The 11,633-nt window shown below is 65.5% G+C and carries 10 protein-coding genes; 5 read left to right on the forward strand and 5 right to left on the reverse strand.

The window, feature by feature from the left end; translation table 11 throughout:
* Positions 1-91: 91 nt before the first annotated feature.
* From thrS to ACFWF1_RS34235, 3 genes are all read right to left on the reverse strand, one after another.
* Positions 92-1,309 (reverse strand): threonine--tRNA ligase, encoded by a 1,218-nt coding sequence (gene thrS / locus ACFWF1_RS34225; RefSeq protein ID WP_379281042.1) that lies wholly within the window; start codon positions 1,307-1,309, stop codon positions 92-94.
* A 366-nt stretch (positions 1,310-1,675) separates the two neighbouring features.
* Entirely contained in the window at positions 1,676-2,284 is a 609-nt protein-coding gene (locus ACFWF1_RS34230) for a dihydrofolate reductase family protein (RefSeq protein WP_379281043.1), read from the reverse strand.
* Between the two features lie 71 nt (positions 2,285-2,355).
* Positions 2,356-3,198, reverse strand: coding sequence for a helix-turn-helix domain-containing protein (locus ACFWF1_RS34235; protein WP_379281044.1), 843 nt, complete (start codon positions 3,196-3,198; stop codon positions 2,356-2,358).
* A gap of 319 nt (positions 3,199-3,517) precedes the next feature.
* On the opposite strand from ACFWF1_RS34235, the gene ACFWF1_RS34240 reads away from it, so the two are divergent.
* The 3 genes from ACFWF1_RS34240 to ACFWF1_RS34250 all read left to right on the forward strand — a co-directional run bounded on the left by ACFWF1_RS34240 (position 3,518) and on the right by ACFWF1_RS34250 (position 6,751).
* Entirely contained in the window at positions 3,518-4,591 is a 1,074-nt protein-coding gene (locus ACFWF1_RS34240; RefSeq protein ID WP_379281045.1) for a fatty acid desaturase family protein, read from the forward strand.
* 227 nt (positions 4,592-4,818) lie between these two features.
* Complete coding sequence (locus ACFWF1_RS34245; protein WP_379281046.1) at positions 4,819-5,739, forward strand: class I SAM-dependent methyltransferase; 921 nt, start codon at positions 4,819-4,821, stop codon at positions 5,737-5,739.
* 169 nt (positions 5,740-5,908) lie between these two features.
* The gene (locus ACFWF1_RS34250) at positions 5,909-6,751 is read left to right on the forward strand and encodes a hypothetical protein (protein WP_379281047.1); all 843 of its coding nucleotides are present in this window, start codon (positions 5,909-5,911) and stop codon (positions 6,749-6,751) included.
* Here ACFWF1_RS34250 and ACFWF1_RS34255 read toward each other — a convergent pair.
* Positions 6,728-7,711, reverse strand: a complete 984-nt coding sequence (locus tag ACFWF1_RS34255) for a helix-turn-helix domain-containing protein (RefSeq protein WP_379281218.1) — start codon at positions 7,709-7,711, stop codon at positions 6,728-6,730. The genes ACFWF1_RS34250 and ACFWF1_RS34255 overlap by 24 nt on opposite strands.
* A gap of 184 nt (positions 7,712-7,895) precedes the next feature.
* Between ACFWF1_RS34255 and ACFWF1_RS34260 the strand changes: the two genes are divergently transcribed.
* Complete coding sequence (locus ACFWF1_RS34260; protein ID WP_379281048.1) at positions 7,896-9,182, forward strand: cytochrome P450; 1,287 nt, start codon at positions 7,896-7,898, stop codon at positions 9,180-9,182.
* Between the two features lie 24 nt (positions 9,183-9,206).
* Here the strand turns inward: ACFWF1_RS34260 and ACFWF1_RS34265 are convergent, their stop codons facing one another.
* Entirely contained in the window at positions 9,207-10,001 is a 795-nt protein-coding gene (locus ACFWF1_RS34265; protein ID WP_379281049.1) for a helix-turn-helix domain-containing protein, read from the reverse strand.
* A gap of 282 nt (positions 10,002-10,283) precedes the next feature.
* On the opposite strand from ACFWF1_RS34265, the gene ACFWF1_RS34270 reads away from it, so the two are divergent.
* Positions 10,284-11,303, forward strand: a complete 1,020-nt coding sequence (locus ACFWF1_RS34270; RefSeq protein ID WP_379281050.1) for a ParB/RepB/Spo0J family partition protein — start codon at positions 10,284-10,286, stop codon at positions 11,301-11,303.
* Positions 11,304-11,633: the final 330 nt, after the last annotated feature.

Genomic DNA, 11,633 nt, shown 5'->3' on the forward strand with positions numbered 1-11,633 from the left:
GCGGCCGAACAGCTGATCGGGCCGGTTCGGTGGCGGCCCCCGGCCGCCACCTAACCGGCTCTTTACCGAAAACGATCCGGGCCGATGGAGATCAGTCAGACCACAAGCGGGCGTCGTTGCTTTCGATCAATGCGCGGATTTGTGCGACTGCATGTTCGGCGGCTTGGGCGGGCAAACGGCGTCCGTCTCGTAGCCGTAGCGCCACCTCTCCGTTCGCGATTTCGGCCGGGCCGAGGATGAATTGGTATGGCACCAGCCGGGTTTCCCGTATCCGCGCGCCCAGGCTTCCTGATGCCGCATCGACTACCTGTGCCCGCAGCCCCGCGCGAACGCAACGGTCTCGAAGCGCTGCGGCAGCCGGTTGCTCCGCATCGGAGATCGGGAGCACGGCCACCTGAAGCGGGGCCAGCCAGGCTGGGAAGGCGCCGCCGTGTTCTTCGATCAGCTGGGCGATCGCGCGCTCGACGCTGCCGATGATGCTGCGGTGCACCATGACCGGACGATGCTTGGCGCCGTCGGCACCGGTGTAGTGCAGGTCGAACTGCTCGGGTTGATAGAAGTCGACCTGCACGGTGGACAGGGTCGATTCGCGGCCTGCGTGATCGGTCACTTGAACATCGATCTTCGGTCCGTAGAACGCGGCCTCGCCCTCGATCGCCTCGTAGGGCATTCCGGATCGGTCGAGTACCTCACTCAGGATCTTGCTTGCCCGTAGCCACATGTCCGGTGCCGCAACGTATTTGCCGCCCGCGCCGGGCAGTGACAGTCGGTAGCGGGCACCGGCGATACCCATGGCCCGGTACGCGGAGCCGATCATTGCCAGCGCACCGGCGGCCTCGTCGGCGACCTGATCGAGGGTGCAGAAGATATGAGCATCGTTGAGTTGGATGCACCGCACTCGGGTCAAACCGCCTAGTACTCCGGACAATTCAGAGCGGTACATCCCGCCCAGTTCGGCCATCCGCAATGGAAGTTCACGGTAGCTGTGCGCCCGGGACCGGTAAATCACCGCATGATGCGGGCACAGACTTGGGCGCAGCACCACCTGCTCGCTGCCGATGTCCATCGGTGGGTACATGTCGTCGTTGTAATGCGCCCAGTGTCCGGAGATTTCATACAGTTCACGTTTTCCGAGCACCGGGGAGTAGACGTGCTGGTAGCCCGCCTGCCGTTCCGCAGCGCGGACGTATTCCTCGAGGCTGTGGCGCACGATCGCGCCGTCTGGCAGCCAGTACGGCAACCCGGCTCCGATCAACGGGTCGGTGTCGAACAAGCCGAGTTCTCGGCCGAGCTTTCGATGGTCATACATGAGGTCTCCTCGTAGTCGAGGGACGGATGACCACAGCGAAAAGCCCCGGGCATCCGCCCGGGGCTTTCGCAGAACAGGATTCAGCGCGCCGGGACGTCGTCCGGCGTCGTGGTGGACTGAGCGCGCTGCATGCCGGAGAGGTTACACGCGGGATGTTTCGTGGGACAACCGAAATAACCGGCCCTGGTTTCATGATCGGCAACGAGGACACGAATCGGGCCACCCCCGCCATCCTCGGCGCAGGCCTACTCGAACTACCGGAACTGGCGGGCCCGGAAACCCATGCCCCCCTTCGCCACCTACTGCATAATCGCCGACCTACTCTCCACCGCCCACTTCAGTTGAAATACTGTGCTCGACAAGGACTTAGCGGCGGACCTTGAACTTCAGGTGGAGGACTCCCTCGCCCTGGATGACCACGTGGGGGTCCTCCAGGAGGTGTTGGTCATCGATGCTGCCGAAATAGCGTTTGCCTGAACCGAATACGACGGGGACCACGTCCATTGCTACTTCGTCTATGAGGCCGGCGGCGAGGATTTGGCCGCCTACCTCGCCTGCGTTGACGGCTACTGTTCGGTCGCCGGCGAGTTCTTGGGCCTTGGCGATGGCGGCGGTCACGTCGTCGACGAAATGGTAGGAGGCTTCGGGGTGCCAGCCTTCGGGCTTGGGGCGGTGGGAGACCACTACTACGTGGTCGCCTGCGGGTGGGCGGCCTTCCCAGCCGTTCACGAGGTCGAACAGGTTGCGGCCCATCACGATTGTGCCGATCGCCGCCCAGATCGATGAGACGTACTCGGCTGATACTTTCGAGGCTTTGAAGCCGTTGCCCGCGCCGGAATGGTCGAACTCCTCGTCGCGGTCGGCGATCGGGGTGTCTCCGTTGAAGTACCACTCGTGGAGTGGGCCGACGTCGTCGTTCTTGTCGGCGATGAAGCCGTCGACTGACACCACGTTGTGCATGATCACTGTGCCCACTGGTTCTCCTCGGGTCGCTCGGGTATTCGCTCCGATCTTGTCGCCTCGCGGACGATGGGGCTTGTAAAAAATCACTCGGCGGGCATAGGACCGCCGTCCGGCGGAAAATCCTGGTCGGCGGGGAAGCGGCGGCGCAGGGCCAGGTACTCCGTCGGGGTGTGGCCGGTGAAGTCCTTGAACTCCCTGCTGAAGTGGGCCTGGTCGAAGTAGCCCGCCGTGTGTGCGACCTGCGCCCAGTCGACCGGCCGCAAGGCATCCACGGACAGGATCAGCTGCGCGAAGCGGTAGATCCGCGCTACCCGTTTCGGGGTGACCCCGACATGGGATTTGAACTGCGCGGCCAGCTGATTGACGCTCACTCCGGCGGCATCGGTCAATGCGCCTACCGGGACCGCGCCGTGCGACGTCGCCAACCGTCCTGCCGCGTATTGGACCAGGTCGAGACCGCGTGATGGCGTCTCGGCAAGTCGGGCGCGCAGTTCCTGCTCCACCACCCGCAGCGTCTCGGTGGCCGAGGTGAGGTCGCCGACCAGGTTGCGGATCCGATCCACCGACCGTTGCCAGACGGCGTCGACCGGCACCCATCGGTCCCGCAGCTCGCTCGCGGGCATATCGATGAACGGCGAAATCCCCCAAGGTTTGAAGTGCACCCCGACAAGCCGCACCCATTCGGGATATTCGAACAGGAAACGCCTGGTCCAGACACCCATGAACCATCCGTCGGTGAACGTCGCCGGCGGCACCGAAGGATCGGAATCCCACAGCCGAGCCGGTCCACCCAGGTTGATGTACAGGTGCGCCGACGGCATCGGCGGAACGATCATCCGGCGGTACCGCGGCACCCCGGTCAAGCAGTAGATGTCGTCGACGAATCGGTCGAGCGGCGCAGCGGGCACCCGACCGACATAGTGCATGGCCCTAGTGTGCCGCTCCACCGAAGCTCAGTTCTCGTTCTCGTCGAGCCAACTGCTCATAGCTACTTCATAGCAGATCCCGGCCGCGCCCGCCGATGGTGGCAAAGATGCTGGATACGCTGGGTGATAACCGGGCTCGCGGGGGATGTCCGATCTCACTCCACAGTCCGATTCCATGTCATACCAAGGGATTACAGGTGACGAGAATCCGGCGGATAGCTTCGGGATATCGCAATGGGCGCCCCGGTCGAAATGTCGATCGGCCTGGCATCGTCGACGGACCGGGGTGGCGTCGCCGACTCAGCTCTCAGGAAGACACATGACGACACCTGCCCTGGTCCCCAAGTCAGCTCCGCGACGCGGCGCCGACGGTGATTACGCCCGACTTTTGCGCCGGATCTCCGAGGCGGGGTTGATGAACCGGCGGCCCGTCTACTACGCCGTCCGGCTCAGCCTCGTCGGCCTCGCGTTCGCAGCGGGCTGGGCGGCGTTCGTGCTGATCGGCGATTCGTGGTGGACGCTGCTGGTCGCGGGGTTCATGGCCGTGACGTTCGCGCAGATCGCACTCGTCATGCACGATGTCGCACACCGCCAAGTCTTCCGGCTCCGGCCGCCGACGGAGCTTGTGGGACGGCTCGTCGGCAACGCGGGCATCGGTCTCGGCTACGGCTGGTGGCAGGACAAACACACTCGCCATCACGCCAACCCGAACCACGAGGAACTCGACCCTGATGTCGCACCCGACATTCTGGTCTGGTCGCAACGGCAGGCACGGTCCAGCCGCGGTCTGGTTCGGCTCATCGGGCGGGCGCAAGCATTCCTGTTCTTTCCCCTGCTGTTGCTGGAGGGTCTGAACCTGCATCTGGCCGGTGTTCGTGCGCTCAGGAATCGGTCGGTCAAACACCGCGGCTGGGAGGGTGCGCTGCTGTTCGGCCACTTCGCCAGCTATCTGGTCGCACTGTTCGCGGTGCTGCCCGCCGATAAAGCCTGCGCGTTCATCGCGGTCCACCAGGGCCTCTTCGGCCTGTACATGGGCTGCATCTTCGCCCCGAACCACAAAGGCATGCCGACCTTGACCGGCGACGAGCGCCCCGACTACCTCCGACGGCAGGTGCTGACCTCCCGCAACGTCCGGGGCGGTCTGTTGACCGACTTCGCCCTCGGCGGCCTCAACTATCAGATCGAGCACCACCTGTTCCCGAGCATGCCGACGCCGAACCTGCGGCACGCCCAGCTGATCGTCCGCGACTACTGCGCCGAAATCGGTGTGTCCTACCACGAAACCGGGTTGATCTCCTCTTACCGCGAGGCGCTGAAACACCTGCACCACGTCGGCGCACCACTGCGCACTCCCGATCGGCACCCGGATTCCGACGTGCCGCAACACAATTGATGAACACCAGGTAGGTCGTACGTCGGCGGCTGTTCTGTCCGCGCCGACGTACGGCCTGGCCAAAGTTGTCGCACCCAGCCGATATATTCAACGGCACGACCCGCGCCATCGAAGGCTCCGGAGTGGTGTAAATGCTTACTGTTCAGTGGGATTCGAGTGTCGGATGCGTTACTTCCGAGCGGAGCGGGGCGTTCCCGAAGGCGAGTCCAACGAAGGGTAGGCAGCACATGACTTCCACCAGGTACGACGGAGACACCTGGGACCTGGCGTCCAGTGTCGGCGCGACCGCGACCATGGCCGCCGCGGTCCGGGCGATAGCGACCCGCGCGGATCGGGCGCTCATCGATGACCCGTTCGCCGCGCCGCTCGTCCGGGCGGTCGGCATCGACCTGCTCACCCGGCTGGCGACCGGCGAATTGCCACCGCATGACTTGGTGGAGCAGGTGTCGATCGACGTAGGCGTGGTACGTACCAAGTTCTACGACGAGTTCTTCCTCGATGCGACGAACGCAGGCATCACCCAGGTCGTGATCCTCGCTGCCGGGCTGGATTCCCGTGCGTACCGACTGCCCTGGCCGGCCGGGACCGTGGTGTACGAGCTCGACCAGCCGCAGGTCATCGAATTCAAGACCCGCACACTGGCTGAGTTGGGCGCCGTACCCACCGCCGACCGCAGAGTGGCTGCGGTCGATCTGCGCGACGACTGGCCCGCCGCACTGCGCACCGCCGGATTCGACCCGGCCCGGCCGACCGCATGGAGCGCCGAAGGCCTGCTGGGCTATCTGCCGCCCGAGGCGCAGGACCACCTGTTGGACACCATCACTGAGCTCAGCGCGCCGGGCAGCCGGGTGGCCACCGAAAGCAGGCCCAACCCGCAACCTGGTGACGAGGAAAAGACGAAGCAACGCCTGGATCACATCTCCGAAAATTGGCGAGCGCACGGATTCGATCCCGATATGACGAGGCTGCGATATTTCGGAGCGCGCAACGAAGCGGCTCCCTACCTGATCGACCAAGGCTGGACACTGAACGCAGCCAGCGTCCGAGACCTGTTCGCCGCCAACAACCTTGGGCCACTGCAGGACGACGACCTGCGCATGGGCGATGTTCGCTATGTCAGCGGCATTCTCAGCGAGACGACGAAGTAGTCGCCACCCTGACCTCCCGCAGGTATGTAGGACACAGCTGCGCTCGAGAGCAACCAGATCGCCATCTCCCAGGCTGACCGAGGATCCCGCGTGCATTTGGCGTTGCTGTTCCATCCGGTTGGCGTCGACGTTCAATGGCGCGCCAGGCTGCCTTTCCTAAAGTCCTTTCATGAATACAGGCAGTTACCTCGGGTTTCCGGCTCAGTGCGTCATCCGAGCACGGCAGGCTGATCTCGGCCGAAACGGCTCGGTGAGCACGATCGGAATGGCGCGTTGGCTGGAGGACGCGCGGATAAGGCTGAAAATGCCTCAGTTCGAGCGGCTCGTCGACGTCGGCGGGTTCGGTTCGCACCAGATCATTTTCGTCGGCCAAAGCGTCGAAAAGCTGGCACCCGCCTATCTCACCGACGCTGATGCCCAGGTGCACACCGGTATTCGTCGTATCGGGCGGTCATCGTTCACGTACCAACAGGCTGCGTTCGCGGGCGGCAAGCGGGTGGGCAGCGGCGAGGCCACGGTGCTGCATCTCGGTCCAGCGGGGCCGCTCGCGCTGCCGGACGAGTTGATCGCGGATCTCACCGAACTATCCCTTCAGGATTCGAGCGAGACGGCAGCATCCCGCCCAGGCGCCGAGCGCCAACATCGTGACTATTACGCGTTTTTCGCGCCGCTGCGCGCACGAATCGGCGACGTCGACGGCAATCAGCACGTCAATTACCTCGCCTTGGCCACCTGGTACGACGAGGCTGTCGCGGCATTCACAGCCGCGGCGATCGGCGCGGACGGGCTGGTGCCTGACCTGTCGCCGTCGTCGTATCGAATCGACTACCTCGGCGAAGTCACCTATCCCGGCGACTACGAAATCGGTGTGCTCGTCCGCTCTTTCGATGCCGAATCTGTGCGCTACGAACTCGGGATCTTCCTCGGCAGTACATGTTTGGGCATCGCGGACGCCGGCGGAGCGCGAGGTGTACTGCCCGCCAGGTCGTTAGGGCCCGGTGGTCCCCGCTGAGCGCGCGTATTCGAAAGGCGTCTGGCCGTAGCGTTTTTTGAAGGCGCGGATGAAGTGGCTGCTGTCGGAGAACTGCCAGTGCGCGGCGAGTTCGGCGACGCTCGGCAGCCGGGACTGGGCGGTGAGTGCGCGCCGGGCCTCATCCAACCTGCGGTGCCGGATGTAGCTGGTCACCGACTCACCCGCCTGGGTGAACGCTCGCTGCAAGGTACGCACGGAGACGTTGAGTTCCCGCGCCAGCATGGCCGGGGACAGCTCCGGATCGGCGAGATGACGGTCCGCCAATATCTTGGCCGCTCGGCTCAGCGCGGGCCGGAGCCCGGGTTCCATATCGTCGAATCGACCTGCCGCTACAGCTTTGGCCAGTTCGATCAGGGCCCCGTGGGCGGCTACCACCCCGGCCGGACCGAGGTCGGTCACCGTCGCGTGGACCATGTTCGTATGCGCCAGCAGCAGGCGCATCTCGGCCGAGTCCGCCGACGCGGTGATGCTCTGGTTTCTGAGCCGAGGCTCGAACGCGGCGGCGGGCAGCGTGATGATCTGCACCGTGGTGTGCGGTGCCGCCCCGAAATGCAGCGGCCGACCGTGCCGCAACAGGAACTGCCCAGCCGACACCGTGTGTTCGGCGCGATCGGGGGCGCCACCCAACGTCCAGGTGCCACGCCGCACCACATACATCCGGGCCTGATCCGCATAGCCGTACGGGGTGCCCGCTGTCCGGATCACGGATGCACTGTCGAGATCGGTGATCGCCACATCGCGCACCTTCGCCACGCGGCTCCTGACCCGGAAATCACCGGTTGTGGCCTGGCTGAAGGTGGGCAGCGGGAAGGCACCACCGACCTGGGTCTGCCACCCGTGCCGGAAGGCATCGAACCCGCGCGACACGGCGCCCGCGCCGGTGGAGTCCAGTGAGAACCCGCCGTGCGAGTAGGCGACCCGCGCTCCAGTGCTCTCCATCACCTACCGATCCATTCTGTATTCGCTGCGCCGAGCCTATTCTCTCGCCGAGTATCGCCCCGGTGGCGCGAAAGTTCTATCCGGGATGGCGCAGCGGTTCACTCGTGCGCGGCACCGATATTCCTAATCTTCGAAAGTAACCCGATCAGCCGATCGTGGCATCCGCACGAGGACGAGGCAGCGTGTGAGTCAGCAGAATTCCGGCCGGGTAGTGGCGGCCACGAACAGGGAAAACGAACCGATCGTGCTGGACACGGCCGGTGTCGACATCCAAGGCGAATCGGCACGGATCCGCCGGCGCGGGCCGATCACCAGGGTCGTGCTGCCCGGCGACGTTTCGGTGTGGTCGGTGACCGACGCCGCCGTGCTGCGCCGTCTGCTGACCGACTCCCGAGTATCCAAGGACGCGCGCCGGCACTGGACGGCATTCCAGGCGGGCGAGATCCCCGCGGAGTGGCCGCTGCGCTCGTGGGTCGGCGTCGACAATATGTTCACCGCCTACGGACCCGAGCACCGGCGACTGCGAAAGCTGGTGTCCCCCGCGTTCACCCACCGCCGGACGATGGCGCTGCGCCCACGGATCGAAGCGATCACCGCTGACCTGCTCGACCAGTTGGCCGCGCCCCCGCCCGGCACGGTGGTCGACCTGCGCAAGCGGTTCGCCTACCCGGTGCCGATCCGCGTGATCAGCGAATTGTTAGGTGTCCCAGACCAACTGGCTCCCGCGCTGCACGCCTGCGTCGACCGGTTCTTCGACACCGCGGACACCCGCAAAGATCCGCAGGCGAACTACCTCGAAATGTATGGGCTGGTCGGCGAACTCGTCGCCTACCGCAGAGCCGAGCCCGGCGACGACATCACCAGTTTGCTGACCGCCACCTACGACGAAGACGGCGCCCGGTTGACCCAGAAGGAACTCGTCGACACCCTGATGCTGATCATCAGCGCCGGGCACGAAACCACCGTGAACCTGCTCGACCAAGCGATTTTCGCGCTGCTGACCGAGCCGCGGCAACGGGCCGACGTGCTCGCGGGCAGGTCGAGCTGGGCCGACGTGGTGGAGGAGACCTTGCGCTACCAGGCACCACTGGCGCACCTGCCGCTGCGGTTCGCGGTCGAGGATCTCGACATCGATGGCTTCCACATTCCGAAGGGCGACGCGATCCTCGCCTCCTACGCCGCGGCCGGTCGCGATCCCCGGGTGCACGGGCCCACCGCCGACGAATTCGACGTGCACCGCAGCAGCAAAGACCAGCATGTCTCCTTCGGGCACGGTGCCCATCATTGCCTCGGCGCGCCGCTGGCCCGGCTCGAGGCGCAGATCGCGCTGCCCGCCCTGTTCACTCGCTTCCCGGAACTCAGCCTGGCGGTCGGCCCGGCCGAGTTGGCGCCCGTGCGCAGTTTCATCTCCAACGGACATGCCCGACTACCGGTCCGCACCGCGAGCAGGAACGCTGCTTCCACCGGATAGGACTGGGTGACGCCGCTGCGGGCGCTACGGCTCGAGATCGGTTGCCGTCCCTACCTGCAGATAGGTACTCGGCGTTCGGCCGGTCGATCGGCGGAACGCGGCAATGAACGCGCTGGGTTTGTGGTAGCCGACGGCCCGCGCGGTGGCGTTGACAGATCGGCCATTGGCCAGGTGCTCGGCGGCGGCCCGCATCCGGGCGTGCGTTCGCCATTGCGCGAAGGTCAGACCGGTTTCGTTGACGAACAGCCGGGACAGGGTGCGTACCCCGGCGTGCACCTGGTGTGCCCAGAACGCCAGCTCACGGGTGTCGCTGGGGTCGGCGATGAGCTGCTCGGCGATCGCGCGCACGCGCGGATCCGTCGGCATGGACACGTCGATGGCGTTGACGGGTAGCGGTGTGAGCAGATCGAAGACCAGCGGCTCGGCGTGCACCCGGCTCGGGTCGTCCGGCGCGGCTTCGTGCAGGTGCAGCACGAGTTCGCGCAGCAGGGGACCCACCGAGAGCCCGATCGGTTCGGACCAGCGGACCGGGCAGAGGTCCGGCGCGAAGTGCACGATGCAGAGCTCGCCTGCCCGTAATGCCTTCTCCGCGTGCAAGATCCGCGGCGGTACCCAGAGGCCGTAGCCGGGCGGCACGAGCCAGTCGCGCGCCGGGGTACTCATAGTCACGGTCGCGGTGGCGGACCACAGCAGCATCGCGTCGTCATGCGCATGCCAGTCGATGGTCCTGCGAGCCGGTGTCCCGCTCCGATCGATGCTCAGGATCGGCGACCGAGTACCCGGGTCTGCGCGGTGCGGACCGCGGCTCAGCGCACTCATACCAGCCACTGTTGTCGATCTGCCCGCCGACAACCACCGATAGATCGACTTTTCATGCCAGCAACCCGCCATTCGTTCCGGCGCGATGCGAAAGGAGGTCACGAAACCGCACGATGGTCCGTCCCGCGCCGCGGCGCGATACCCCCCGATCGGGGGGAGCCCGGTCGGCGGTGCCGCTGGTTACGCTGGGGTGGGAGTCGATCCCGGATTACGCGCGCCGTAGCCGTCTGTGCACCTGGCTGCGCGGCGTATCGGAGGCATACGGACCCGGGAGGGGAATCCATGACCAGTGGGGGTAATGCCGGTTCGCCCAGGGCGGCGAGCCTATCCGTACCGAATTTTCCTGGCGCACAATCGTATTGCTCGGAGATCGTCGAGTTGCCGATCAGCGAGCTACGGCCGTCGGATTCGCCGCCACGCACGGCAGGCGAGAACACGGCGCACACCCGTCTCCTCGCCGAATCGACTACCGCCCCTGCGCCCATCGTTGTCCGGCGCGCGACGATGCAGGTCGTGGACGGCTGGCATCGACTGTGCGCCGCTCGACTGCGCGGTGAAAAGTCCATCGCGGCAGTGTTTTTCGATGGCGGCCCGGAGGAAGCGTTCGTGCTGGCGGTCAAACTGAATACGGCGCACGGCCTGCCGCTGTCGCTGGCCGAACGCAAGACCGCCGCGTTACGTATTCTGGTGTCATACCCGGACTGGTCGGATCGAGCGGTCGCCGCCATCGCCGGGGTCTCGCCCAAGACCGTCTCCGCCATCCGGCGACGGTCGCCTGTGGAAGTTCCACACGCAACCAGTCGGATCGCTCGTAACGGTGTGCGGCATCAGTTCGGACCGCAAGGTCGGCAACGCGCCGCCGAGCTGTTCATCGCCGATCCCACCGCGTCGGCCCGGAAAGTGGCTGTGGCGGCGGGTATTTCGGTCACCACGGCGAAGGATGTGCGCAAACGACTGCACAGTGGCCGGAATCCGGTGCCGCGGCGCCGTTCGACCGCGACGCCCACAGCCGCTGACAGGTCCGATACAGCGCCGGTCCCGGCCGCGCAGCGGATGATCACCGCGGAGATGTTGCATCAGCTGCGCAAGGACCCGTCGCTGCGCTTTTCCGAGACCGGACGAAAACTGCTGCGGTGGTTGGAGTTTCCGTTCGAGGACGACGTCGAGCTGGCCGATGTCATCGGCGACATCCCCAGCCACTGTGCCCCGCGCCTCGCCGAGCTCGCGCAACGACGCTCGCAGGACCTGCATCGGCTGGCACAGCTACTCGACCAGCACACCCGCGGTGCGTTCTCCGCGTAATCATGAGGCTACGCCTTCGGCGTCTCATCCCAAAGGCCTACCGCGGCAACCGCTTCCCGCGATCTTGTCCGAGATCGTCAGTGCCGCACAGCAGCCCGGCAAAAACTTTCACCGTTCTTGTGCGCGCCTCCCCCACCCGCTACCGTTGATTTCGAGGATATTACCGCCGATTGCGAAGCGGTAAACAGGGCTCCAGCCGATCGACGGGGGTTCTATTCAACTGCAAGAAAGCTGCCCAGGCGGGCGAGTATTGCGAATCAGCAACCGCCGATTCTCTCGGTATTCACCCCGAGGACTGACCTCGAGGGGCAGGAGGCGTAATGAGCCAGA

The sequence above is a fragment of the Nocardia sp. NPDC060255 genome (assembly GCF_042727395.1).
GTDB lineage: Bacteria > Actinomycetota > Actinomycetes > Mycobacteriales > Mycobacteriaceae > Nocardia.